Origin of the sequence: Thioclava sp. SK-1 (assembly GCF_001705665.1) — a bacterium.
Classification (GTDB): Bacteria; Pseudomonadota; Alphaproteobacteria; order Rhodobacterales; family Rhodobacteraceae; genus Thioclava.
The window spans coordinates 113,875-139,428 of sequence record NZ_MDHA01000021.1; the positions used below are offsets into that span (position 1 = coordinate 113,875).

Annotated in this window: 27 protein-coding genes; 5 read left to right on the forward strand and 22 right to left on the reverse strand. The window is 56.1% G+C overall.

The window, feature by feature from the left end; all coding sequences use genetic code 11:
- Positions 1-4: 4 nt before the first annotated feature.
- On the forward strand, positions 5-886 hold the full coding sequence (locus BFP70_RS01360; RefSeq protein WP_066009398.1) for a transglutaminase family protein: 882 nt from the start codon (positions 5-7) through the stop codon (positions 884-886).
- Here the strand turns inward: BFP70_RS01360 and lpxB are convergent.
- The 13 genes from lpxB to pyrH form a co-directional block, all read right to left on the reverse strand.
- Positions 883-2,049 (reverse strand): lipid-A-disaccharide synthase, encoded by a 1,167-nt coding sequence (lpxB, locus tag BFP70_RS01365; protein ID WP_066009400.1) that lies wholly within the window; start codon positions 2,047-2,049, stop codon positions 883-885. The genes BFP70_RS01360 and lpxB overlap by 4 nt on opposite strands.
- Positions 2,046-2,867: an LpxI family protein gene (locus BFP70_RS01370; RefSeq protein WP_255356555.1), complete on the reverse strand. Its 822-nt coding sequence runs from the start codon at positions 2,865-2,867 to the stop codon at positions 2,046-2,048. The genes lpxB and BFP70_RS01370 overlap by 4 nt, the downstream gene beginning before the upstream one ends.
- Positions 2,868-2,897: 30 nt before the next feature.
- Positions 2,898-3,698: an acyl-ACP--UDP-N-acetylglucosamine O-acyltransferase gene (gene lpxA / locus BFP70_RS01375; RefSeq protein WP_066009402.1), complete on the reverse strand. Its 801-nt coding sequence runs from the start codon at positions 3,696-3,698 to the stop codon at positions 2,898-2,900.
- Between the two features lie 12 nt (positions 3,699-3,710).
- On the reverse strand, positions 3,711-4,169 hold the full coding sequence (gene fabZ, locus BFP70_RS01380; RefSeq protein ID WP_066009404.1) for a 3-hydroxyacyl-ACP dehydratase FabZ: 459 nt from the start codon (positions 4,167-4,169) through the stop codon (positions 3,711-3,713).
- Positions 4,170-4,302: 133 nt separating this feature from the next.
- Entirely contained in the window at positions 4,303-4,887 is a 585-nt protein-coding gene (locus tag BFP70_RS01385) for an OmpH family outer membrane protein (protein ID WP_176715463.1), read from the reverse strand.
- 38 nt (positions 4,888-4,925) lie between these two features.
- Positions 4,926-7,295 carry an outer membrane protein assembly factor BamA gene (bamA, locus tag BFP70_RS01390; protein WP_141693055.1) on the reverse strand — a complete coding sequence of 790 codons (2,370 nt, stop codon included), beginning with the start codon at positions 7,293-7,295 and terminating at the stop codon, positions 4,926-4,928.
- Between the two features lie 188 nt (positions 7,296-7,483).
- Positions 7,484-7,657: a hypothetical protein gene (locus BFP70_RS20915; RefSeq protein ID WP_176715464.1), complete on the reverse strand. Its 174-nt coding sequence runs from the start codon at positions 7,655-7,657 to the stop codon at positions 7,484-7,486.
- Between the two features lie 135 nt (positions 7,658-7,792).
- The gene (rseP, locus tag BFP70_RS01395; RefSeq protein ID WP_066009406.1) at positions 7,793-9,127 is read right to left on the reverse strand and encodes an RIP metalloprotease RseP; all 1,335 of its coding nucleotides are present in this window, start codon (positions 9,125-9,127) and stop codon (positions 7,793-7,795) included.
- A gap of 3 nt (positions 9,128-9,130) precedes the next feature.
- Entirely contained in the window at positions 9,131-10,294 is a 1,164-nt protein-coding gene (gene dxr, locus BFP70_RS01400; protein WP_066009407.1) for a 1-deoxy-D-xylulose-5-phosphate reductoisomerase, read from the reverse strand.
- 35 nt (positions 10,295-10,329) lie between these two features.
- Complete coding sequence (locus tag BFP70_RS01405) at positions 10,330-11,127, reverse strand: phosphatidate cytidylyltransferase (protein ID WP_066009409.1); 798 nt, start codon at positions 11,125-11,127, stop codon at positions 10,330-10,332.
- Complete coding sequence (gene uppS / locus BFP70_RS01410; RefSeq protein ID WP_083217285.1) at positions 11,124-11,891, reverse strand: polyprenyl diphosphate synthase; 768 nt, start codon at positions 11,889-11,891, stop codon at positions 11,124-11,126. The genes BFP70_RS01405 and uppS overlap by 4 nt, the downstream gene beginning before the upstream one ends.
- Before the next feature lie 34 nt (positions 11,892-11,925).
- Positions 11,926-12,489, reverse strand: coding sequence for a ribosome recycling factor (gene frr / locus BFP70_RS01415; protein ID WP_066009413.1), 564 nt, complete (start codon positions 12,487-12,489; stop codon positions 11,926-11,928).
- Positions 12,490-12,638: 149 nt separating this feature from the next.
- A complete protein-coding gene (gene pyrH, locus BFP70_RS01420) occupies positions 12,639-13,370 on the reverse strand; it encodes a UMP kinase (RefSeq protein WP_066009415.1) in 732 nt (243 codons plus the stop codon).
- Positions 13,371-13,487: 117 nt separating this feature from the next.
- Between pyrH and miaA the strand changes: the two genes are divergently transcribed.
- Together miaA and BFP70_RS01430 are read left to right on the forward strand one after the other, a co-directional pair.
- The gene (gene miaA, locus BFP70_RS01425) at positions 13,488-14,405 is read left to right on the forward strand and encodes a tRNA (adenosine(37)-N6)-dimethylallyltransferase MiaA (RefSeq protein WP_141693056.1); all 918 of its coding nucleotides are present in this window, start codon (positions 13,488-13,490) and stop codon (positions 14,403-14,405) included.
- A gap of 81 nt (positions 14,406-14,486) precedes the next feature.
- Positions 14,487-15,359 (forward strand): helix-turn-helix domain-containing protein, encoded by an 873-nt coding sequence (locus tag BFP70_RS01430; RefSeq protein WP_255356557.1) that lies wholly within the window; start codon positions 14,487-14,489, stop codon positions 15,357-15,359.
- A gap of 73 nt (positions 15,360-15,432) precedes the next feature.
- On the opposite strand, the gene BFP70_RS01435 is transcribed toward BFP70_RS01430, so the two are convergent.
- The 6 genes from BFP70_RS01435 to BFP70_RS01460 form a co-directional block, all read right to left on the reverse strand.
- Positions 15,433-15,699, reverse strand: a complete 267-nt coding sequence (locus tag BFP70_RS01435) for a hypothetical protein (RefSeq protein WP_066009417.1) — start codon at positions 15,697-15,699, stop codon at positions 15,433-15,435.
- Between the two features lie 115 nt (positions 15,700-15,814).
- The gene (locus tag BFP70_RS01440; RefSeq protein WP_066009418.1) at positions 15,815-16,147 is read right to left on the reverse strand and encodes a DUF779 domain-containing protein; all 333 of its coding nucleotides are present in this window, start codon (positions 16,145-16,147) and stop codon (positions 15,815-15,817) included.
- Positions 16,148-16,278: 131 nt separating this feature from the next.
- On the reverse strand, positions 16,279-17,808 hold the full coding sequence (adh, locus tag BFP70_RS01445) for an aldehyde dehydrogenase (RefSeq protein ID WP_066009423.1): 1,530 nt from the start codon (positions 17,806-17,808) through the stop codon (positions 16,279-16,281).
- Between the two features lie 212 nt (positions 17,809-18,020).
- Positions 18,021-18,983, reverse strand: a complete 963-nt coding sequence (locus BFP70_RS01450; protein ID WP_066009426.1) for a GAF domain-containing protein — start codon at positions 18,981-18,983, stop codon at positions 18,021-18,023.
- A 140-nt stretch (positions 18,984-19,123) separates the two neighbouring features.
- The gene (locus tag BFP70_RS01455; protein WP_066009427.1) at positions 19,124-19,882 is read right to left on the reverse strand and encodes an RlmE family RNA methyltransferase; all 759 of its coding nucleotides are present in this window, start codon (positions 19,880-19,882) and stop codon (positions 19,124-19,126) included.
- A 4-nt stretch (positions 19,883-19,886) separates the two neighbouring features.
- The gene (locus tag BFP70_RS01460; protein WP_066009429.1) at positions 19,887-20,999 is read right to left on the reverse strand and encodes a Ppx/GppA phosphatase family protein; all 1,113 of its coding nucleotides are present in this window, start codon (positions 20,997-20,999) and stop codon (positions 19,887-19,889) included.
- A 305-nt stretch (positions 21,000-21,304) separates the two neighbouring features.
- Here BFP70_RS01460 and queF point away from each other — a divergent pair, with 305 nt between their 5' ends.
- Positions 21,305-21,769 carry a preQ(1) synthase gene (gene queF, locus BFP70_RS01465; RefSeq protein ID WP_066009431.1) on the forward strand — a complete coding sequence of 155 codons (465 nt, stop codon included), beginning with the start codon at positions 21,305-21,307 and terminating at the stop codon, positions 21,767-21,769.
- 444 nt (positions 21,770-22,213) lie between these two features.
- Here the strand turns inward: queF and ctrA are convergent, their stop codons facing one another.
- Both ctrA and BFP70_RS01475 read right to left on the reverse strand, forming a co-directional pair.
- Entirely contained in the window at positions 22,214-22,921 is a 708-nt protein-coding gene (gene ctrA / locus BFP70_RS01470) for a response regulator transcription factor CtrA (RefSeq protein ID WP_066009433.1), read from the reverse strand.
- A 94-nt stretch (positions 22,922-23,015) separates the two neighbouring features.
- The gene (locus BFP70_RS01475) at positions 23,016-23,294 is read right to left on the reverse strand and encodes a DUF1153 domain-containing protein (RefSeq protein WP_066009435.1); all 279 of its coding nucleotides are present in this window, start codon (positions 23,292-23,294) and stop codon (positions 23,016-23,018) included.
- Between the two features lie 127 nt (positions 23,295-23,421).
- On the opposite strand from BFP70_RS01475, the gene mnmA reads away from it, so the two are divergent.
- Complete coding sequence (mnmA, locus tag BFP70_RS01480; protein ID WP_066009437.1) at positions 23,422-24,564, forward strand: tRNA 2-thiouridine(34) synthase MnmA; 1,143 nt, start codon at positions 23,422-23,424, stop codon at positions 24,562-24,564.
- A gap of 145 nt (positions 24,565-24,709) precedes the next feature.
- Here mnmA and BFP70_RS01485 read toward each other — a convergent pair whose 3' ends face one another.
- Positions 24,710-25,417, reverse strand: a complete 708-nt coding sequence (locus BFP70_RS01485) for a hypothetical protein (RefSeq protein ID WP_066009439.1) — start codon at positions 25,415-25,417, stop codon at positions 24,710-24,712.
- Positions 25,418-25,554: the final 137 nt, after the last annotated feature.

Sequence of the window (25,554 nt, forward strand, 5' to 3'; positions counted from 1 at the left end):
TGTGATGCGCTATGAAATCCAGCTGACAATTGATTACACCTACGAATCCGGCTCGGACCGGGGGCGCAATATCGTGCGGCTTTTGCCTTGCTTTATCCCCGGTGTGCAACATGTGGAACAGGCCCGGCTGATTGCGACACCCTTCCCCGATGAAGAACGCCATCTGATTGATTTTTTTGGAAACTCTGCCAGCCATCTGGTGTGGCACAACCCCACACCGGCCGTCAGTTTCAGCATCGAAGCCTATGTTGAGCGGCTGCAAGGCGACAGCATGCATGATATGTCGCCGCCTTTGGTGTCATTGCATAAAGAACTGATCGCAAGCCGCTCTTTGCATCCCGAAAGTCCGCATCACTTTCTTGGCCCCTCGCCGCGCACCGGGCCAATGTCAGCAATGACTGCCTTCGCCAAAGACGCCATCACCACGTCACACAGCACGCTTGAGGCGATTGAGGCCGTCGGACATGCCCTGCACCGGGAGATGAAATTCGACGCCGAGGCCACAACCGTCGAAACCCCGCCCAGTGAGGCGTTTGAAAAACGCCATGGCGTGTGCCAGGATTTCGCCCATATCATGATCGCTGCGCTGCGTGGCGTGGGTATCCCGGCGGGATACGTATCGGGGTTCTTGCGCACGTTCCCCCCCCCCGGCAAACCCCGGCTGGAAGGCGCGGATGCGATGCATGCCTGGGTGCGCGCCTGGGCGGGGCAAACCATGGGCTGGATCGAATTTGACCCCACCAATGACCAATTCGCAGGCACGGACTATATCAAAATCGGACACGGGCGGGATTATTCAGATGTCGCGCCGGTTTTGGGCGCAATGCGCTCTGCTGGGGGGCATGATAGCGTGCAAACGGTGGATGTGATCCCGTTAGATCATTAGGCCGAAACGGTTTTTCCGCCGTTGACCACGTCCAAAACGGCACGGGCCGCGCGCATGCCCGGCGCCTCTCCGCCCTCACCCAGGCGTTCCATGGTGCGGTCCATCGCGACCAATTGCCCCGCCCGCAAGGCGCTGTCTTCCAACAGGCGCGACATCATGCGCGCGATCTTTTCAGGCCTGCATTCCGGACCAAGAAATTCAGGAATAACACGCGTATCAGACACCAGATTGACCAAGGTAACCGTGTCGATCTTCATCATTCGCCAGATAATATTCCATGTAATCATCGACGCGTCATAGGCAATAACCATTGGCGTGCGGCTGGCGGCCAATTCCAATGACACCGTGCCCGACGCCGCAAGCGCCAGATCCGCTGCCGCAAAAGCCGCACGTTTTTCCGCAGGATCTTGCACGACAATCGGCGCGATCGGCCAGCGAGCGGTCATTTCCCCCACCATTTTCGACACACCCTTTACTGTGGGGACAACAACGCGCAACCCCGGTTCCCGGTCGCGCAGCTGCATCAGTGCCTCGTCAAAGCGTGCGCCAAGGCGGCTAACTTCGGATTTACGCGATCCGGGAAGGCACAGCACCAATGGCTGATCCGGGGCGATCATATGGGTCTCACGAAAGGCATCGGCGGCAGCTTTATCTGCGCGCGGCTCTGCCACAACCGGATGTCCTACAAAATCACAGCCCAACCCCACAGCTTCCATATAGGGCGGTTCAAACGGCAGCAACGCCAGGACGTGATCGACACATTTGGCCATTTTCGCGGCCCGGCCCGGACGCCATGCCCATACCGACGGCGCGACATAGTGAATGATTTTTTGGTCCGGGGCGTCCTGCTTGACCAACTTTGCAACGCGCAAACAAAAATCAGGGCTGTCGATCGACACCACCGCATCGGGCTTTGCGGCCAAAATCGCATCCGCCGTTTCACGAATACGCTGTTTGAGGTGAAAATATTTCGGCAAAATTTCCGCGATACCCATCACCGACAGCTCTTCCATCGGGAATTGGCTGTCCAGCCCTTGTGCGATCATCTGCGGACCACCGACGCCACTGATTTGCACATCCGGGCAAAGCGATTTCAACCCGGCCAATAAAGCGCCCCCCAGCATATCACCCGAAGGCTCTCCGGCGATCAGGAATATCTTCATCGCGGTCGCACCCAGATAAACAAGCCCGCTGCATTGGCGGCAGCCAATGTGGCATCGCGGTCCAAGATCATCACGCCACCTGTTTCAATCACAATCCCGGCCAAACCGGCTTTGGCGACCTGCTCTACCGTTTTGGGGCCAATGGCCGGCAAGTCGATCCGACGATCCTGCCCGTGTTTGGGCGCTTTGAAATATACCCCGCCTTTGGGTTTAAGGTCGCGATAGTGCGCGGCAAACTCCAGCATCGCATCGGTCCCAGGCAGGGTTTCCACCGCCATACACAGCCCACCGGCCACCACACAGCCCTGCCCAATATCGGCCGGCGCCATCGCGGCCAGAATCGCCGCCGCGCGAATGGCGTCGCCCTCATCCGCGGCAGTGACCGCGCCGGTCAACACGCCATCTTCGGGCAAGATCTGTGGCAGGAGCTGATCAATACCCACTGTCTCCAGATCCCATTCGGCGAACAGTTCGATCACTGCGCGCAATGTGGCATCATCCCCCTGCCCCATTGCCCCCATCAGGCGCGGCAAAATCTGCATGGTTTGCATGTCAAACAGCTCTGGCTCAATTTGCGGACGCTGCATCGCACCTGCAAACACCACCTGCTTTACGCCCCGATCCACAAGCGTATCCAGAAAAGGCACCAAACGTTCCAGCCGAAACCGCAAAGGCGCAGCGCCGTCAATCCCACAGGGAAAGCCATCCATTTCACAGATCAACAGATCAGAGCGCGCCTGCGCCAATTGAATCGGCAAGCTGCCCTGCCCTGCGATCAGGGCGATTGTCTCGCCCGACGGCATCGTTTCAGTTGTCATGCATGCGCCTTCTTCTTCGCCCCGACGGGCCTATTTACCATGTGGCGTCAGGAAGGACCGATCCGACGGCCCCAGAATAAAATCAAGCACCTCGCGCGATAAGGCACCTTCGACGCCCAGATCGGATTTCTCGCGCGCCGTCTGACGGAAGTTGCCCGACGACAGCGTGGCATACAAGGCCTTTAGTTCAGACACCTGCGCACGTTCCGTTCCACGCCGGCGCAGGCCAACAAGGTTCATCCCTTCCAACTGCGCACGCGGCCCGGCCACCAAACCATGGGGCAGCACATCCGCCGTCACCATGGACAGCGCACCGATCATCGCGCCGCGCCCGATCCGCACCCATTGGTGCACACCTGACAATCCCCCGACGATCACGTCATCTGCCAAATGACAATGCCCAGCCACGGCAACAGAATTGACCAAGATCACCCGATCACCAATCTTGCAATCATGGCCCACATGGCATGATGACATGAACAGCCCATCATCACCAATCTGAGTCAGACCACCACCGCCTTCGGTGCCTGTGTTCATGGTAACATATTCACGGATGCGATTTCGCGCGCCAATCACCAGCCGCGTCTTTTCACCCTTGAATTTCAGATCCTGCGGGATCTGCCCAAGCGAGGCAAATGGGAATACCTCTGTGCCGGTGCCGATCTGGGTTGCCCCTGTCACAACCACATGGCTGTGCAAGATCACGTCTTCGGCCAGAACAACCTCGGCCCCGATAAGGCAAAATGGCCCGATCCGGCAACCAGCGCCAATCACGGCACCCTCTTCGATCACGGCGCTTGCGTGAACTTGTGCTGTCGGATCAATGGCCATTTCTGCCCTCTTTTAGCTTAGGTTCATCATCGCGGTGAATTCAGCGGTTGCCGCAATTTCGCCATCGACCGAGGCCGTGCCCTCAAATTTCCAGACCTTGCCGCCACCGCGTTTGACCACAACATCCATACGCAAAACATCGCCCGGCACCACTTTGCGGCGGAACTTGCATTTGTCGATGCCCATAAAATAGACTGTCATGTCTTTGTCGATCAAGTTCATCGAAATGCCTGTGACAATGGCAGAGGTCTGGGCCATCGCTTCGACGATCATCACACCGGGCATCACCGGCTCTGCCGGGAAGTGGCCTTCAAAATGGGGTTCATTTGCTGTGACATTCTTGATGCCCACACCGCTTTCATTTGGTTTGATATCGACCACTTTGTCGATCAACAAAAACGGATACCGATGCGGAATAATCCGCTTGATCATTGCAAGATCGACGTCGGTATAGGGTGCAGGTTCTGTCATTCTTTTTCTTTCGTTCTTGGCCAATGGGATGCCATGCAATTTGCAGCGTGCAATAAAATCAGCGGCAGATATCGTCTCTGGTGGGATGACCTATCAATGAAGACCGCATTTGGCAAGGAATCCCGCGCCGCGCCTATGGCGTTGGCGGCGTCACCGCGCCATTGCCAAGCTCGGCATCGACCAGATCCGCCAGCTCGGACGTGACATCGACTTCAGCGCGCGCATGCACCACCGCCCGGCGATCCAGCACCGCATAGGCACCGCGCGCCAAAAGCAACCGATCCAACAGCGGCAAGACCTGCTGTAAAAATGCCTGACGTTCCGCATCAAAATTACGGTTCAGCGCTTGTGCCTTGTTCTTTTGCGCGGTGCGGATGGTTGTGGCTTTTTCATCAAAAGCCTGTGCTGCTGCGCGGAAATTTTCAGGTGTCATGCTGGCGCGACGTTCTGTCAGGCTTCGCTCTTCTTCCACCAAATCCGCGGCAATTTTATCGTTTTCAGCATTCAAGGCGGCGGATTGCTCGGCCACTTCTTGCCGGACACGCTGGGCCCATGCCGATTGCTGATACAGCTGTTCCCAATCCACGGTCAAAACAGGGGTTTGCACCGCCCCCACCGTGCCCGTCGCGCCGGCAGGTGATCCCATCCGCGACACTGTATCTTGTGCCGCAGCGCCGCCGGCCGAAGAAACTGCCAAAAGGACGGATGCTAAAAGCAACCGCCCCCTAAGGCCAATATGCGCATGGCGCTTCATCGTCAGAACCGGGTTGATACCGTCATGTCGAAGGTCTGTTCTTCGTCATAATCCTCTTTGGCGATTGCCTTGGAGAAATTGAACCGAAGCGGACCAATCGGTGACGACCACATCACAGCGAAACCAATGGCCGAGCGCAGGTTGAACCCGTCATCGACCTCGGTGCCATAGGCACCTGTCTTGTCATCCAGCCCCCAAACGGAGCCCATATCCATGAACAAACCGCCGTTGATATTATATTCCTCTGGCAGGCCCAGCGGAAACTCTGCTTCCAAACGTGCGACGGCAAAATATTTACCGCCCAACGCATCCTGGTTTGGTGCAGCCGTGTCGCGCGGGCCATAACCGTTGCTTTCAAAGCCGCGCATTTTGCCATTGCCCGAGAAACGTTCCAAGATCGTGTCATTGCCGCCGGCTTTGCTGGCGATGATGCCGCCTTCAAATTCCGCACGCAGCGTGACCTCTTCGTTCCAGACCTTGCGTTCGGCTGTTGCAAGCGCGGTGGTGGTAACCGATTCAACATCGCCCCCCAGCCCTGCAAAATCCTGATCAAAGCGCAGGTAATAGCCAAAGCGCGGATCCAGACCCGTGGTCCGCGTGTCATAGATATAGCTATACCCGACAGAGGATTTCCACAGCGCACCTTCTTCACGCGACAAGATCGGGGACGAGCCGGTGTCATCATCGCGCGTTGCGGTGCCCTGATCATTCAGCGCATTCACACCATAAAGTTCATCACGCGACAGCGAATAACGTAATTGCACACGGGAATTTTCAGCAACCGGGAATTCGATCGATGGCGACAGGCCCGACCGGCGCACGTTGTAATCAGAGTTATCGTCTTCCGACACCGTGTGATAAATATTGAACCCAAGCGCCAGATCACGGCCCAGGAAAAAGGGCTCTACAAAATTGAACGACGACCGCTGGTTCGACGATGTCGTTCCAATCGATGCGCTAAGCTGCTGACCACGACCAAGGAAGTTGCGCTCGCTCAGCTGGATTTGCAGACCAAGACCGGCGTCTTGGCCATAGCTTGCGCCAAAGCTCAGCGCGCCTGTGGGCTGTTCTTCGACATTCACATCGACCACAACCTGATCGGGCGCGGAACCGGGGCGCGATTCCACATTGGCATTTGAGAAATAGCCAAGCGCGCGGATCCGCTCTGCTGACCTGCGGATTTCACGCGGGTTAAAGGGGTCGCCTTCAACCGTTTGGAATTCCCGCCGCACAACGCGGTCCAGCGTAGTGGTATTGCCTTCGATATCAATGCGTTCCACAAAGACACGTTCACCACGCACCAATGCGAATTGGATATCCAGCGTCTGTGTGCGCGGATTGCGGGTCACGCGGGGGTCAACGCGAACAAAATTCAGGCCCAAGCGCAGGGCCTTTTCTTCCATCCGGGTTACAGCCAGATCGACGGCCGCCGGGCTGTAGGTTTTCCCAGAGCGGATTTTTGCCAGATCTTCAAATTCCGCAACATCAACACCGGGAACTTCGGACACGGTAGAAATCTGACCAAAGTTGAACTGCTGGCCTTCTTGGATATTGAAAGTCACGAAGAAACTGTCACGTTCGCGCGTCAGCTCGGACGACACGCCCGATACTTGCACATCGACAAACCCACGCGAGCGGTAAAAATCGCTCAGCAATTGGCGATCAACCGCGACGCGGTCGCCCATGAATGTGTCGCGCTGAATAAATTGGCGCAGGAAACCCGCCTGCTTCGTCGCCAAAACATTGCGCAAACGACGGTCTGAATAAGACCGGTTGCCGGTAAACGAGATCCGCTCAACCTCGGTCACCTTGCCTTCACGAATTTCAAAGGCGATATCGACACGGTTGCCCGACCGGCGGATCACTTTTGGATCGACGCGGGCGTTGATACGACCTGACTCTGCATAGGCCTGTGCGATCTTGCGCGCATCGGCTTCAACAGTGGCGGGGTTATAGATCTTGCGGGTTTCGGACCCGATCAACCCTGCAAGGTTCTCATCTTTAAGGCGTTTATTGCCCTCAAAGTTGATGATATTGATTGTTGGATATTCCTGAACATTGATGACCAGAGTGCCACCTTGTGGGGTGATATCCACGCTTTCAAACAGGCCTGAATTTTGCAACCGCTGATAGGCCGCATTCAAATCCCCGCCAGACACCGATTGCCCCTGCGAAATGCCCGCATAGGTCAGAATCGTTTCTGGCTCGATCCGTTCATTGCCTTCAATTTGAACATTCGAGAACGTGTAAGATTGTGCATAGACTGCCTGCGGCAAGGCCACAGATGTCAGCGCCAAAGCCAGAGCCATCGCTGCCGGTTTCACAATCGAACGCGCGCACTGCCCTTTTGCGTGGTTCCGCCTGTTATTCATCGCCGTCTCCCGCCCCTGGGGCAGTTGTTTTTCTCTTAAGAAAGTGAGTAGCCGGAAAGACGGGCCTTGTCAAAGCACAGAGCCGGATTTGCACGCAGCAAATCCGGCTCTGTGGCTTTGACGTACATCCAGTCATCGCGCATGGCTATTCGTGCCGGCCCAATGCGGATTTTACCGCAAAGGGCAGCTTATAGCTGATGCGGCAAGAACTGTGTCGGATCAATCATTTCGGACAGGTTATAGGCAATCAAGGTCGCACCGATCAAAGACACGACCAAGGCGGCAGGAACCAACAGCCGATCAAGTGTCAGATCGATCATCATCGACAGCCCACGCGAACCTTCACGAATAACCACGTCCATACCAACACCCCTTACAGTCTTACCCCCACCCCGAAGCGCGTCTCCGAAGTCCTTAAAATAGGGGTATGCGAACAATATGGCTGAAATTGGGCGGAGTTTGGGCGTCACCTTGACGCACCAAAGTGGCGCCTGTCGTTAGGGACATAATATATCGTTAGACAGGCCAAACAACATAAGGCTCGCGACAAGTGCGATGCCGATCATCATCAGCACATTCATTGCGGCAGGCGGCGGAGGGTTGCCGGTGATGCCTTCCCAGATGTGGAACATCAAATGGCCCCCATCCAGAACCGGGATCGGGAAAAGATTCAAGAATCCAACCGCAGTGGACAGCATCGCGATGAACCAGATAAAATCAGTGAACCCTGCCTTGGCTGCTGCGGCCGACCCTTCGGCAATCCCGATCGCACCGCGCATATTGCAGCTTGAAATTTCTTGCGTGATCATCGCCCGCAATGCGGAAATTGACTGCGTCACAATGCCGAATGTCTGTTTGACCGCGCCTGTCGCTGCCTCTGACACTGTGGTGGGGCGGGTTTGCGGGGTGAACACGAAGCTGCCGGAGGCCCCGATCAGCCAGCGCGTTTCAAACCCGCCATCCGCTTTGGGCAGATCAGTGCGTTTGGGCGCCAAGGTTACGTCAAACATGCCCTGGTCGGGACGCCAGATCTGCAGATCCAGCGCGGCGCCGTCACTGGCTTTCACCGCCGATTGCAAATTTGCAAAGCGCCAAATCGGCGTTCCATTCACGGCGGCAATCACATCCCCCGCCTGCAGACCCGCATCATATGCCGCCGATTGCGGCGCAACCCCGGCAAGACGCGGTGGGAACAATTGCGGCCCCTCGATCTGGTGCTCTGCCCCGTCGCGTGACACGCGATAGTCCAACATGGGCGTATCTGGCAGGGTATCGACCCCGTCATTAAGCGCTGCGTAATCGGGCGTCTTAACCCCGTTCACACCAATGATACGGTCGCCGGGCAACAGATCGCCAGCCCCCTGTGGCAACGCCACCACTTGCTCTACAATCGGTTCTTCCACCGCAGTGCCCGACCACATCATCAGGCCAAAGATCACCACAATCGACAAAATAAAGTTGAACACCGGCCCGGCCACAACGGTCGCCATCCGCGCCCAAAGCGGCGCGCCATGCATGGTGTGGCGGCGTTCCTCCGCCGTCAGGGCGGCCATTTCGGCGTCATCCGCCTGCGCAGAAGCCGGATCCGCGTCACCGCGAAATTTCACATAGCCCCCCAGCGGCAGCAGCGCGACCTGCCAGCGCGTGCCATGTTTGTCTACACGGCTGAACAGTTTCGGTCCGAAGCCGATAGAAAAAACATCCGCCTTGATCCCAGACCAACGCCCCACGATGTAATGACCATATTCATGGACTGTCACAATGATCGACAGCGCCACGACAAAGACCACAACGGTATATAGCAAATTGCCGAAGTCGGGCAGGAATTCCACGGCTTAGATCCTTCCGGTAGAGATCAACGCACGGGCAAGCGCCCGGGCTTCGGTATCAGTTTGGGTCACGTTATCAAGCGTGACTGCGGCATTTCCAAGGCCCTGGCGCCCTGACATTTCCGTCAGCACAGTTTCCACCACGCCAGCCATCTGCAAAAATCCGACATCGCCTGCGATAAACCCGTCCAATGCAATTTCCTTGGCCGCGTTAAAGGCCGCACCTGCGGTGCCGCCGATCTCCATCACCTCATAGGCCAGCCGAAGCGCGGGGTAACGGCCCGGATCGGGGGCCTGAAATGTCAGTTGTCCCAGCTTCACAAGGTCCAGCCGCTCGACCGGAAGCGGGGCGCGCTGTGGCCAATTGAGCGCATAGCCGATCGCATGGCGCATGTCCGGCGCACCCAGATGTGCCATCAGCGCCCCATCTTGGAACCCAACCAAGGCATGGATCATCGATTCCGGATGGACCAACACCTCAATCATCTTTGGATCGACTTGGAAAAATTCACGCGTTTCAATAACTTCCAACGCCTTGTTGAACATTGAAGCAGAATCGATCGTGATCCGCTGCCCCATGTCCCAATTCGGATGGCTAGAGGCCTGCGCCACCGTTGCATGTGCCAGATCGGACATGGGCCAGTCACGGAATGCACCACCAGAGGCGGTGATCACGATGCGCTCCACTGCGGCCATATCCTCGCCCACAAGTGCCTGAAACACAGCGGAATGTTCACTATCAACAGGTAAGATGCGCGCGTTATATTTGGCCGCCTGTGCCAATAACAAAGGCCCTGCGGTTACAAGGCTTTCTTTGTTGGCCAGCGCCAATGTCGCCCCCTGTGCCAAAGCGCGAAACCCTGGTGCCAAGCCTGCTGCGCCAACAATCGCAGACATGACCCAATCGGCGGGACGCTCTGCGGCCTCAATCAAGGCCTGGGTTCCAGCCGCAGCCTCGATCCCAGTGCCGCTAAGCGCTGCGCGCAGGTCTGGCAGACAGTGATCATAGGCCGTAACAGCCAGCTGTGCATTCAGCGCGATCGCCTGCTGCGCCAACCGCGCCACATTCGCACCGCCCGTCAACGCAACCACATCATGATTGGCCCGCGACAGCAGATCAAACGTGCTTTCGCCAATAGACCCCGTGGACCCGAACACGGAAACCCGCATTTGTTCTACCCCTGTTTTGCTGTGCCTGCCCCGGCTTAAAGCGCGGATGTCAAAGGCAAAGGTCCGAAACTCGCGATCAATAACAGCAATAAAACGGCACCGATCAGCGCATCAAAACGGTCCATCACACCGCCATGGCCGGGGATTAAAGTTGAGCTGTCCTTGACCGCAGAGCGCCGCTTGATCCAGCTTTCGGCGATATCGCCAAGCTGCCCGGCAAAAGCCACCAGTGGCGACAGCCAGATCAGGCCAGCACCGCCCCCCGCCATATAAAACACCACGCCCAGCAGCGCCGCACCAACCCAGCCAGCAACCGTGCCCGACCATGTTTTCTTCGGGCTGATTTTGGGCCAGAATTTCGGACCGCCCATGATGCGGCCTACGAAATAGCCCGCAACATCAGACACAACCACCACAGAGATGATCCAGGTGATCGCCCCCACACCTTGGGTTTCACGCAGGGCAACCAACCCGTAGCCCGTCAACATCATGGCCAAGGCATAAACGGTGAAAATACGGCGATCCCGACGCGGTCGCCACAGCCCGGCAATAGGTGGCAAGATCAGCAATGCCAAAAAGAACGGCGAATGCATGAACAACACCAGCGCCAATGTCAGCGCGGCAATAACGCCCAGCAAAATCGCCCGGTTCACCCGGTCTGGTGCGGTCATGGCCGACAATTCCCAGATCATCAGCCCGGTGACGATACAGGCCAACCCCGCAAAGGCCAGCCCGCCCCAAAAGATGGCCACGCCACCGATCAGCACCATAACGATGGCTGACAGCATCCGCTTGCGCAGATCCCCCCAACGCCCAGCCGTCGGTTGCGTCATAGTTTAACCCCGCCAAACCGTCGGTCGCGGTTGCCAAACCCGGCCAAAATTTCTTCCAGCCGCGCGGGAGTGAAATCGGGCCACAGCGTCTCGGTAAATTCATATTCCGCATAGGCGGCTTGCCATGCCAGAAAATTCGATGTCCGCGTTTCACCAGAGGTGCGGATGACCAAATCCGGGTCAGGCAGACCGGCGGTGTCCAAACGATCTGCCAAGGCTGCTTCTGACAACAGGTCTTCTTCGGAAATCAGTCCCGCGGCATAATCTTTGGCCAACTGGGCACCGGCGCGCATCAGCTCGTGACGGCCACCGTAATTGATCGCAACCGTCATTGTCAGTCGCGAGTTGTGCTGCGTGCGTTCCTCGATCGAGGTCATCAACTTGGACAAGCGCCCATCCAACCGCCCACGCGATCCGATAAAGCGCATCCGCACCCCAAGCGAGGACAGCGCATCGGCCTCTTTCTCTATATAACGAGAGAAAATCCCCATCAAGCCAAGGACTTCTTCAGTCGAACGCTTCCAATTTTCGGTGGAAAACGCATAAACGGTCAAATGGGTGACACCGTAATCTGGCGCAACACGGGTAATTTCCTTGATCCGTTCCGCACCACGACGGTGGCCGGCCAAACGCGGCCAGCCTTTGTTTTTGGCCCAACGGCCGTTACCATCCATGATGATGGCCACATGGCGCACCCCGTAATCCGTGATCGGCCCCGCATCAAGCGGCGCGTTTTTGGGGTCAGTCGGGTCGGTCAGCGCCATGTAATAGCCTTTCAGTCGCGAACAGCAGGGTGCGTTAAACCTGCATAATCTCGGCTTGTTTGCTCTCAAGTGCTTTGTCGACCGCAGCAATATGCGTGTTGGTCAATTCCTGCACTTCGCCTTCCCACAGCTTTTGGTCGTCTTCCGACATCCCGGCGGCCTTGGCTTTTTTCACCTGATCCATACCGTCCCGGCGCACGTTGCGAATCGCCACACGGGCCGATTCTGCATATTGCGCGGCAACTTTTGTTAGCTCCCGGCGGCGCTCTTCGTTCAATTCGGGAATTGGCAACATGATGATCGGGCCGTTGGTCTGCGGGTTGATCCCCAGACCGGATTCGCGGATGGCCTTTTCGACCTTATTGATCATGCCCTTATCCCAGACATTGATCGTCACCATACGCGGTTCTGGCACGTTGACGGTGCCAAGCTGATTGATCGGCGTCATCTGACCATAGGCATCGACCTGAATCGGGTCCAACATGGATGTCGCCGCACGCCCGGTCCGCAAAGATGCGAATTCATGCTTTAGCGCGGACAAAGCCCCGTCCATACGGCGTTCAATACCGTCTACATCGATTTCAATTTCGTCAGCCATCTTCTAATTCCGTCCTTAGTTTCGGCGGTTTTATCCTGATATGCCCAATCCTAAACGAATTTAGACATGTGTTCGCCCCGGTTCTACCCCAGCTTACGCCGGAAAGATAGCACCTGCACGTGCCCTCTTTCCTAAGCGTTGCCGCAGGCTTACCCCTGAACGCGGGTGTAGGTGCCTTCGCCAGCCAGAATACCACGGAAACCACCTGGTTCATCCAAAGAAAAGACGATAATCGGCAGGTCATTGTCGCGCGCCAAGGCAATCGCGCTGGCATCCATCACCCCAAGGTTCTTTTGCAACACTTCATCATAGCTGACAGTGTTATAACGCACGGCCTCCGGATGTTTCTTCGGATCCATGTTATAAACGCCATCGACCTTAGTGCCTTTGAAAATCGCTTCGCAATTCATCTCATTGGCGCGCAGCGTCGCGGCGGTATCGGTGGTGAAATACGGATTTCCCGTGCCCGCCGCAAAGATACAGATCCGTTTTTTTTCAAGGTGGCGCACGGCACGGCGGCGAATATAGGGTTCGCAGACCTGATCCATCGGAATGGCCGAAATTACCCGCGTATGCAGGCCCAATTCCTCCAGCTGTGCTTGCATCCCCAGCGCGTTCATCACGGTTGCCAGCATACCCATATAATCGGCGGTGGTGCGTTCCATCCCCTGTGCCGATCCGGCCAGGCCGCGGAAAATATTGCCGCCGCCAATGACCATGCAAATCTCAACGCCGAGATCATGAACGGATTTCACCTCACGGGCGATACGTGCAACGGTCGGCGGGTGAAGGCCATAGCCCTGATTGCCCATCAGCGCCTCCCCCGAAATCTTGAGCAACACACGCTTGTATTTGACTTTGGTGTCGGTCTGCGCAGTCATCCCGGGGCCCCCATATGGCTGTTGTCATTGCCGCGCAAAATGTCGCAAATATGGTTTGGGTTCAACTCGGATATTCCGAGAAAGGCGTATGTTAGCCGGTCGGGCCATATCAAACGCATGAAAGAGGCAAGTTTCGTGGCCATTGACCTTAAATTTAATTCTGCGCGACCCATCGTAATCGGCGGCGCGACGGCCAGTGGAAAATCCGCATTGGCCTTGCAGATTGCGCGCGATCACGGCGGCGTAGTGGTCAATGCCGATGCGTTACAGGTCTGGTCATGTTGGCGCGTTCTGTCCGCTCGTCCCAGCGCGGAAGAATCGGCCCAAGCACCGCATCTGCTTTATGGGCATATCACGCCAGGGGCGGATTATTCGGTGGGTCATTGGCTGCGCGAGGTGTCGCAGATTGTGGAAGAATGGCGCGCAGGCGACGGCGCACGCCCCATTATTGTCGGCGGCACCGGTCTGTATCTTAGCGCATTGACCCAAGGCCTGGCACAGATCCCACCCACCCCGGCCGCCATCCGTGACGCCGGTGATAAGCTGCGACATGAAGACGGCCATAACGCGATGTTCGCACAGCTGGACGCGCCGACCGCCGCACGGGTGGACCGGGCAAATCCGATGCGGGTGCAGCGCGCATGGGAAGTGCTGCAGGCCACCGGGCGCGGTTTGGCCGCATGGCAAGATGATACCCCACCGCCCCTGCTGCCGCTGACCGAATGTGACGCGCTGGTAATCGAGGCGCAGCGGGATTGGTTGGCGCAGCGTATCGACCACCGCTTTGACCTGATGCTGGAGGGCGGTGCGCTGGAAGAAGTGCGCGCTGTGCAGCCGATGTGGGATAGCTCTGCGCTTTGGGCCAAGGCGATCGGGGCGCCGGAATTGATCGATTATTTGCAAGGCAGCTGCGATTTAGCGCAGGCACGCAGCCGTGCACAGGCCGCCTCCCGGCAGTATGCCAAGCGGCAACGCACTTGGTTTCGTAGCCGCATGTCCACATGGCACAAGATCATGCGGCCCGACCAAGAATAAATGTAAAAGTTAAAATTTTCTTTTTATCCGAACAGCTTCCGGCGTAGTTTTAACCTGTTGCCTGAAGTTGGAATCATCCCTGTGAAATTGTTCTCTGCTCCGCCGCCTGCCAAATTGACCGCGCCTGCATCTGCAACGGCGAAGCCACGCGCAACCAATGCCGCAAAGGATACGCCCAGTGTGGTGCGCATTTTGCAAGTTGCGCGTTTGGCGCAGGGTGGCAAATGGCGGGTGGAGGCCATGCGTGCCCTGTCAGAGCCGTGCCTGTATTGGTTCACCCGTGGACAAGGCCGCATCACCGTCGGTGGGATCACCCGCGGATACGGGCCACATAATGCTGTCTTTGTTCCAGCTGGGATGATGCATGCAATGGAACTGGGCCCGCAAACCCAAGGAACGGCAATTTTTCTGGGCCGCAATACGGATCTGACCCTGCCCCATACAGCACAGCATCTGCGCATTCGCGATGCCGCGCCGCAATCGGAATTCTCTAATATTCTGGAATCGGTTCAGCGAGAGATGGACAGCACCGCCCCCGGTGCAGATCGTGCCGCACGCCATCATCTGGGTCTTCTGGGTGTTTGGCTGGAACGCCAGATAGCACAAGCGCCCGCCGATAGCGTAAAACCCTCTGCCGCGCGGCGTCTTGTCGGGCGATATTCTGCTTTATTGGAGCGGGATTTCAAATCGGGAAACAGCATTTCAGACTATGCGCAGCATCTGGGCGTTACGCCCACCCATCTGACACGGGCGTGCAAATCAGCCTGTGGACGGTCCGCGTTGGATTTACTGCAAGACCGCCGCCTGTATGAGGCACGCCGCCTGCTGTCAGATAGCACATTGTCGGTGAAAGATATTTCATTGCAGCTTGGGTTCAAAACACCCAGCTATTTCACCCGTGCATTCCATGCCCGCACGGGGGCGACGCCATCAGGGTTCCGCCGCAAGGCCTAAACCGCGTGTATCGGTCTGTCCTTCATGTCAGGGAAACAGAACATTTCGTGCTGCGCATCATGGGCGCAACAGGTCAGTGATGACCGGCATTCCCGATGCGGGACAATTCAGATTCAATCTGTGCACGCATGTCGTCCAAAAACGGTTCTGCCCGGCGCGTGGCATCACCGTGATGGGCCAACGCCTTTTGCGCGCGCTCCAAAAAGCCAAGGCTTTTATTCGTGGTGTGATATGTGCGGCATTTCGCAATCGCCGCCTGGCGCATCGCATTCAACACAGGCGCCCGCCCCAGATCCGCGCCGCCTGCCAATTCTACATCATAGAAAAATGCGTCTTTCATCCCCGCCCTCCCGGCATCGTCTGAACGATAGCCTGATCCATAGCGGAGTTTCGTGACAGTCCCACTACAAAAGTGAGCTACCTTAACAATTCAGGGTAGAAAAATGATATTATTTCTAACGCTGATGCATTTTTGATCGCGTAAGGAACCTATTTGGGCGCCCATTGTCTAAACTGAACTGTCCGCCCCCCAATCCAGGAATGGCATCCAGGATCAGGTCGGTATGCCTCCACAGCTCATGCTGCGATTGCGACATATAGACGGGCATCCCGCCAACCTCGCCCAGCTTGACATCGCTGTCGCCCAAGCGGAACTCTCCAAGCGGGTAACACATTGGCGCCGACCCATCACAGCAGCCCCCCGATTGATGAAAGATAACCGGGCCATGGTCCGCGACAATCTCTTCCAAAAGCTCCAATGCGGCTTTGGTGGCTGTTACTTCCGTCATCACGCATCCTTTGGGTTAAACCGCGTCACCCCGCCACCCCTGAAAGGGGCAGCGGGGATCGGGGAGGTAAACACTGTGCCCCCGAAAGGGCATAGATTTGAAAGGGGGCGAGAGGGGCGCCCCCTCCTGACTTAGAAGAAGCCCAATTTATTGGGGTTATAGCTGACCAACATGTTCTTGGTCTGCTGATAGTGATCCAGCATCATCTTGTGGTTTTCACGACCAATGCCGGATTGCTTGTAACCACCGAAGGCCGCATGAGCCGGATAGGCGTGGTAGTTATTGACCCATACACGGCCGGCCTGAATGTTGCGGCCAAATCGGTAGCAGGTGTTTGCATCACGCGACCACACGCCGGCACCCAAACCGTATAGCGTGTCATTCGCGATCTCCAGCGCCTCATTTTCATCCTTAAACGTGGTGACCGAGACAACAGGGCCAAAGATCTCTTCCTGGAAGACCCGCATTTTATTGTGGCCCTTCATAATCGTCGGCTGGATGTAATAGCCGTTCGACAATTCGCCGGGCAGCTGAGCTGCACCACCGCCAGTCAGGATTTCAGCGCCTTCTTTGCGGCCGATATCCATATAGGACAGGATCTTTTCTTTCTGCTCTGCCGAGGCCTGCGCGCCCATCATTGTGGCGGCATCGCGTGGATCGCCTTGGATGATCGCCTGCGTGCGTTTCAATGCGCGTTCCATGAATTCATCATAGATGTCTTCTTGGATCAGGGCGCGCGACGGGCAGGTGCAGACCTCGCCTTGGTTCAGTGCGAACAAAACAAACCCTTCGATCGCCTTGTCAAAATAGGCGTCATCTTCGCGGCACACGTCCTTAAAGAAGATATTCGGAGATTTACCGCCCAGTTCCAGCGTGACCGGGATCAGGTTCTCTGACGCGTATTGCATGATCAGGCGGCCGGTTGTTGTCTCACCGGTGAATGCGATCTTGGAGATACGCTTGGACGATGCAAGCGGCTTGCCTGCCTCCAAACCAAAGCCGTTGATGATGTTCAACACGCCCGGTGGCAGGATATCTGCGATCAGCTCGGCAAAGACCATGATGGTTGCCGGCGTCTGCTCGGCCGGTTTCAACACGATGCAGTTGCCCGCAGCCAGAGCCGGCGCCATTTTCCATGCCGCCATCAACAACGGGAAGTTCCATGGAATAATCTGGCCAACAACGCCCAGCGGCTCATGGAAGTGATAGGCAACGGTGTCAGCGTCGATTTCCGACATGCTGCCTTCTTGGCCGCGCAGAACGCCTGCAAAATAACGGAAATGGTCAATCGCCAGCGGAACATCTGCGGCGGTTGTCTCGCGGATCGGCTTGCCGTTGTCCCAGCATTCCGCCGCTGCCAGCAGATCCAGGTTTTCTTCCATACGATCTGCGATTTTCAGCAAAACCTGTGACCGCTGCGACGCGGACATCTTATGGCCCCAGTTTTCCTTGGCAGCATGTGCCGCATCCAAGGCGTCCTCAACATCGGACGCGTCCGAGCGGGCGATCTCACCGATGACGCCACCGGTCAAAGGGGTGACATTCTCAAAGTAGCGGCCGGCGTTGGGCGCTTTGAATGTGCCGTTGATGAAGTTGTCGTAACGTGCGCGGAAAGGCGACACCATTACGCCCTTAAAATTCTGTGCCAGATCGTTGGCCATTGGTATTTCCTCCCAGAATGATCAGCTCCCTCCCGGAGCTAGTATCGCCTAAGCGTGACTCACCTTAACCCCATTGCATAGCGGCCTTGCATTGGCAGAAGGTCGTAGTTGTCTCAGCCCTGAGACAGATTGCACCGATCCGCGGCCCTGCGCCCAAAATGAGCAATAAAAAAGGGCCCGAAGGCCCCCGTATGTGATCCGTGCATGCCAGATTATGATACCGTCAGCGCCAAGGCCTTGGCCTTGCGGTAAAATGTGGCCCGCCCGATGCCCAGCTCTCGCGCTGCTGCAGACACATTGCCGCCAGAACGGGCCAAGGCCCGCGCCATTTCTGAGCGCTGCGCCTCTTCCAGCCCTTTGGCCGCATCAATTTCCAGCAGGTCTGCTGCAGGCAATTTTCCGATCTGCCCATCTTGCAGATCCAAATGTCGACGCGCCGCACGCGTTGCTCCGATCACCAAATCATCACGGTCAATGGCCAATAGCATGACACCCTGACTGGCCGTTTCACCGCCCCCCGTGGACAAAATACGCGCCCCGTCATGGGTGGCACGGAACAGATCAGCCTCAATTCGATGTGCGGCATCTTGCACCGTCAACGCAACAAGCCGCGCATAACCTTCTGTCATATCCGACCGCGCTGAGCTGACATCAATCACCCCAGCCAATTCGCCCGTCGCACCAAAAATCGGTGCGCCCATACAGGTAAGTGCTGTGTTTCCCGCGCGAAAATGTTGATCGCGCCATACGGTGATCGGCCGCGCCTCGGCTAGGCAGGTGCCAATACCATTTGTGCCTTCGCGGCTTTCGGACCAATCGGCCCCTGACACCAATCCGGAGGCATGGAAATCTACCGCATCGCCATCGCGCAACCGTTCATCCAAAATCAACCCGCCTGCATCGGACAACAGCACCGCACAGCCCGCGTCACCTGCGGCGCGCGCCAAACGATCCAGCACAGGCGCTGCAATAGACATCATCAACCCCGCGCGTTCACGTCGGCGCTGCATGTCTTGTTGTGCCAAACGTTCAACCGGGATCTGCGCGACCGGGTCCAATTTGTGATGAATAAGGGATCTGCGCCAGCTGGCCGCGAAACCTGCTTGGCCTGCCGCTGATTTGGACGACACCACCGCCTGCACGATCGCCCCATGATCACGCCTAGGCGCAGCCATCCCACGTGATATCTGCCTGTGCTGTCGCATAAACGAAAAGCCTCCCCTCTTTCCGATCTGACCGAAAAAAAGGATAGGCTTTTCCAAATGGGTGTAAATGTCCCTACCCTACGACTTTCGTCGTAACGCAATCAACGATGTCAGGCGTCGTCTTCGTCTTCGTCAATCGCCCCCTCGTGGCGCTTGCCGCGATATCCCATCGCCACAACGAATTTCTCGGAACTGTCCTGACGCGAGCTTGGCGGCTTTACATTCGCGACTTTGGTAAAGTTCATTTTCAGCGCGCGCAGCAAATCCTGTTCGGCCCCGCCTGCCAAAACCTTGGCAACGAATGTTCCGCCCTCTTCCAACACGTCGAAGGCGAAATAGGCCGCTGCTTCGCATAGCGTCATGATCCGCAGGTGATCGGTGTTTTGATGCCCGGATGAAGAGGCCGCCATATCTGACATCACCACATCCGCATTGCCACCCAGCCATGCCTTGACCTTCTGATCCGCATCGTCTTCCAAGAAATCCAGCTGATGCAGCTCTGCCCCGGCAATGGCCTCCACCTCTTGCAGGTCAATGCCCAAAATCGTGCCTTTACGACGGTTGGATTTATCGCCCAACGCGTTGATCCGGCGCACCGCCACCTGGCACCAGCCACCCGGCGCACAGCCCAAATCAACAACCCGTGCACCCGGCACAAGGAAGCGGTATTTGTCGTCCAGCTCCATAATTTTATAGGCTGCACGCCCGCGATAGCCGTCTTTCTTGGCCCGCGCGACATAGGGGTCATTCAGCTGCCGATCCAACCATAATGTCGATGACAGCTTGCGACCCTTGGCCGATTTCACACGAACCCGCAGATCCCGCTGACCGCGCCCCGATGTATTCTTTCCGGTGGGCGTTTTGACCATTGTCTTACTCCATTTCCTTGAGCACGCCGTCATCGGCCATCTGCGCATATAGCAACCCTTCGCGCAGGCCGCGATCCGCGACCGACAGATGATCCGTCGGCCAGACCCGCATCAGCGCCTGCAAAATCGCAGCCCCTGACATGATCAGCGTATGTCTATCGCGCCCGATCCGCGGATCCGAGCGCCGGCCATCCGGCCCCAATTGTAAAAACGTGCGAATAACGGCGTCAATCTGTCCGGTCGACATGCTTAACCCATCCACCCGGTTCCGGTCATATCGACGCAATCCCAGATGACAGGCGGCCACGGTGGTCACCGTTCCGGATGTGCCGATGATCTGAAACCCCTCTTGCGGGCTACCCGAAGAATAGGGTGCGAAATCAGCCAGCTTTTCCTCAAAATACCAGCTCATCAACGCGAAACGGGCCGCATCATCTTCCACATCGGCATATTGGTCCTTCAGCGTAGCCACCCCAAGCGGAACAGAGATCCAATCGACGACACGCGCCGCGGGCTCTGGCCCGTCGGGCTGATCGAACCCTTTGCCAAGCCGCATGATCGCACGCGCCCGGTCGCGCGGTGGCACGTCTTCCAGATCAATCCACACCAGCTCTGTCGATCCGCCGCCGATATCAACCACCAGAACCTGCTCGGTCGCGGGTTTAACAAGTGAGGCGCATGAAATTACCGCAAGGCGGGCTTCTTCTTCGGCTGGGATAATCTCTAATGGCAGCCCGGTTTCGCGCCGTACATAGCGAATGAAATCACGGGCGTTACGCGCGCGCCTGCAGGCTTCCGTAGCAACAAGGCGCATTCGGGTCACATGGTGCTTTTCGATTTTTCGTCGACAAATCTGCAGCGCCTGCACCGTTCTTGACATAGAGCTACGCGAAAGCCGGCCAAAGGTCTCAAGACCTTGGCCAAGCTGGACAGCCTTTGAGAAGCTGTCAACCACATGGAACTGAGACCCTTTCGGTCGGGCAATCAGCATGCGGCAACTGTTGGTCCCAAGATCCAACGCGGCATAAAGCTCGTCGGATTCGGGCCATTGGGTCGCGGGTGGCTCTACCGGTTTTTTCGGGAACGCGCCCGCAGACCTGGGACGCTTGGGCGCCATAGCAAACGCCCTCCGATTTCAAGTTGCCCTGAACCTATCCCTTGCACCCCGGAGTATCAAGAGATCGCGTGCAAACACACTTACCAGATTACGATATAAATCTGCCCCTGCCACACGGCTTTTTGCGCCCCCCACATAGATATCGGGTGTATGTGCGACATCTTAGCTTCCGTGGTAACCATCGTAAAAATGCACAACCACTGCTATGTGCCTATACTGACGCGTGAAGCCTGCACCAAAGCGAACCGTGTGCATTCCATTTTAAAGATTTATATCTTAGGTGGTGGGAAACAGGAGGCCGGGATATGTCCGACGATATTTATAGCCATTTAACGCAGCTGGGCGGCGAGACAAAATTACCCAATTCGCCAGATACAGCGGTGTTGGAGCGCGTGCCAAACCCGCATCCGGGCACGCAATATTGCGTTCGCTTTGTCGCGCCTGAGTTCACATCATTGTGTCCAATGACAGGTCAGCCCGATTTTGCCCATTTGGTGATTGATTACGTGCCTGGTGATTGGCTCGTAGAATCCAAATCCCTCAAACTGCTTTTGGGGTCTTACCGCAACCATGGCGATTTTCATGAGGCTTGCACCGTCGGCATCGGCAAGCGGTTGGCAGATACGTTGAACCCCATTTGGCTGCGCATCGGTGGCTATTGGTACCCACGTGGTGGCATCCCGATTGACGTATTCTGGCAAACAAGTACTGCCCCCGACGGCGTCTGGATCCCTGATCAGGGCGTCCCGCCCTACCGCGGCCGTGGCTGAGTCGCATTAAAGTAGCATGCCGTGGGAGTGTCGCACCCGTTGCGGAGGCATATAATGGATCAAATCCATTAAGTGCTGAACCTCGGCCCCATCAAGGGCCGAGGTTGCAATGAGGGATCTCATATAACAACCCTACCAGAAGGGGCTCACATCCTTTGGTAGTATATTTCTAGAATACCTGCCTAAAATCTATCATGCTAGATTTATGCAGCAGACATAGCTTCAAAATGCTCAGTCCATTACTGACTGTTGAAACCAGCCTTACTTGGTCAAGTCCTTAACGGATATTGGCGCCTAACGGCCAATCCTGACGGCCAGCGCAGCCAAAAGCCAATTTTAAGTTCCGCGCTTGATGCGCCCGGCAGGTCGACATAGCCGTTTCGCCAGGCCCATTTTACGCAAAGAGTGACAAGGCACCCAAGCAATAAGCGCGAATACTACAGCTTAACTAGCGACGCGGCGTTCCATCTCACCTGGATCTGGATCGCGCAGGACATAGCCACGCCCCCACACCGTTTCGATATAATTCTCACCGCCTGTTGCATCAGCAAGCTTTTTACGCAGCTTACAAATGAAAACGTCGATAATCTTCAGCTCTGGCTCATCCATACCGCCATATAGATGATTCAGGAACATTTCCTTGGTAAGTGTCGTTCCCTTACGCAAGCTCAACAGCTCCAGCATCTGATATTCTTTGCCAGTCAGGTGAACAGGTTTGTTTTCAACCTCAACCGTCTTGGCATCAAGGTTAACAGACACAAGCCCTGTGCGAATGATCGACTGAGAATGCCCTTTTGAACGGCGAATAATCGCATGGATCCGGGCAACCAATTCTTCTCGATGGAACGGTTTGGTCATATAGTCATCGGCACCGAAACCAAAACCTTTGATCTTATTTTCCGTGTCATCTGCACCCGTCAAAATTAGAATGGGTGTATCAACCTTGGACAGGCGCAGCTGACGCAGAACCTCATGCCCGTTCATGTCGGGCAAGTTCAGATCAAGCAAGATCAGATCATAGTCATAGAGCTTGGCAAGATCTATTCCCTCTTCACCAAGATCGGTGCAATAGACATTCAAATTGGCGTGCGTCAGCATCAGCTCGATGCTTCGCGACGTTGTGGGATCGTCTTCCACCAACAAAATCCGCATTCTGGGTTCTCCGCATTAATCCCTCGGTCAACTATACATTGCAGCCAAATGGTTAACACACTCTTACTGGGATAGGTTAATTTTCATAATCACCTTATGGTTGTCTATATTTTTGGATTGCGGTGACTTTCAAACCTGCAATACCATGTTTCTGGACAGCTTGTGTCCAGATATCCAGCTCTTCATCCGAAAGATCATATCTTTCGAGAACTTCTGATCGTGTGATCAGACCAAAGGCCACTGCTTGCACGATGATTGCCTTACGCGACGCCACCCAACGCCGTGTTTTCTGTGGCGGAAGATCTGCACGAGTCAAAATCGTTCCGTCAGGTAGGCTCACCGAGCGTGGACCATCAACTTTTTTCAGATACATGGGCACACCCCCTTCAACTTTCTATGAGCAACTGTGACCGCAGGCTCTTAACGACGGGTGAAACCTTCCCTTGTTAATATGTTGCATTTTCATATATTTCTGCGGACCTGGTTAAGGGATCGCTGACATGAGCACGGACATACCGTTGAATTCGCTAGGTTTCGCCAAGAAACCCGCTGACACCCGAGTCGTTGTTGCCATGTCTGGTGGCGTCGATAGCTCCGTCGTGGCAGCACAATTGGCTGAAGAAGGTTACGATGTGGTCGGTGTCACGTTGCAACTTTACGATCATGGGGCCGCCTTGGCGAAAAAAGGTGCCTGTTGCGCGGGGCAAGATATTCACGATGCCCGCCGGGTCGCTGAAGCCATGGGTTTCCCACATTATGTGCTGGATTACGAAAACACATTCCGCGAGGCTGTGATTGATGAATTTGCGGATGCCTATTTGGGGGGGGCCACCCCTGTTCCATGCATTCGTTGCAATGAACGCGTTAAATTCAAAGACTTACTGGAAACAGCTAAGGATCTGGATGCAGATTGTATGGCAACAGGCCATTATATTCAGCGCAAACCCGGCCCGCTGAAGGCCGAGCTGCACTGCGCTGCCGATGCCAATCGCGATCAAAGCTATTTCTTGTTTTCCACCAAGCAAGAGCAGTTGGACTTCCTACGGTTTCCACTCGGTCATCTGCCATCCAAAAACGAAACCCGCGCACTGGCTGCTAAATACGGGCTCTCGGTCGCGGATAAACCTGACAGTCAGGACATTTGTTTCGTACCAAATGGGAACTATGCCAGCGTGATCGAAAAGCTGCGTCCGGGTGCGGCCGATCCTGGCGATATCGTCGATATGAATGGAACCGTTGTCGGCACGCATAAAGGTGTCATTCATTATACAATTGGTCAAAGACGTGGGCTTGGAATCGGTGGGCAAGCCGATCCTCTTTACGTTGTTCGGCTTGATCCGGATAAAAAGCAGGTCATCGTCGGCCCGAAAGAGGCCCTTGCGACTCGGGTGATTCCCGTGCGCGAGATCAACTGGCTTGGCGATGAGCCTTTCACATCCCGCAAGGAGTGGCATCTCGCGGTCAAGGTGCGCTCCACCCGGCCGCCACGCGATGCGATCGTTCGCCCGATTTCGGAAACCGAAGCTGAGGTTGAGCTGATCGTTGCGGAAGAAGGGGTCTCCCCCGGGCAGGCCTGCGTGTTCTACTCCCCCGATGACAGCCGTATTCTGGGCGGAGGTTGGATTTGGAAAGGCGCCGCGTAAATACAGCCACAGGTTGCGCCGCCCTTAACAAATCGGTTTCAAATTTAGCGAAAATAAAAATGGCGGGATGGATTTTCCCGCCATTTGTAATATTTTTCGGCTATTCCTAAACACAGATGAACCGAAATATACGAATCTCTGCGACTCACAGCGCGGCGTTAACGCTCTTCTCGGTCATTCCCATCAAAGCGGATGTAAATTTCTCGGCCTGTGCTGTGTAATCGCTTACCGCACTATGCCAAAAATCCGTCATGATCGGCATCGCCTCCATCGGAGAGCGCGTGGCACAAAGCGCCTCTAGCGTATCACATTCTTGATTATACCGGTTTTTTACGAAATCCAGCATTTCTATATTTTGCTCAATGATCGCATCGGTCAGCGCGGCTTGTGGCTTGAACATTGCGGAAAAATCAAAGCTGGGTATGGCCAGACATCCGGCAAAGTCTGATTTGACTGCCGCAGTTTTTGATGCCGCGCCAACGTCGGCCGCAGCAGCAGCCGGTTGTGCTGCGGCTTTGGCAGGGCGACGTGCAGCAGCACGCGGCTTCGCCGGGGCTTTTTTGCGCGCAGGGGCAGGTTTCGCGGCCGCCTTCGGCATTTCAGCAGGTTCGGCCTTCGCCGCGACCGGCGCAGGCTTGTCTTCGACTGCTACCGTTTTTTCGGTTTTGCTCTCAGAAACAGGTGCGGGCGTTTTAACAACTGCTGCCGCAACCGTATCCGATGCCTCCAGCTCCGTATCTGATACTGGTGCTGACGTCACATTCTCGGTCGGTTTCAGTGGGGCGTCCGATGCCACAGCATCCTGTGCAGGTGCGGCCATTTCGGCCTCAGGGGTGATCGGGTCTTGGGCCATATCCGTTCTCCTCAACTCTTAGGACAATTTTCTCCACTGTCCGGCGCCCATGCAACAGTCGAATGACTTAGCGGCAAGCTTTGTGAACAAAAAATCGTGCATCGCCACAGATTTCAGCGCCATTTTGCCAAAACCAC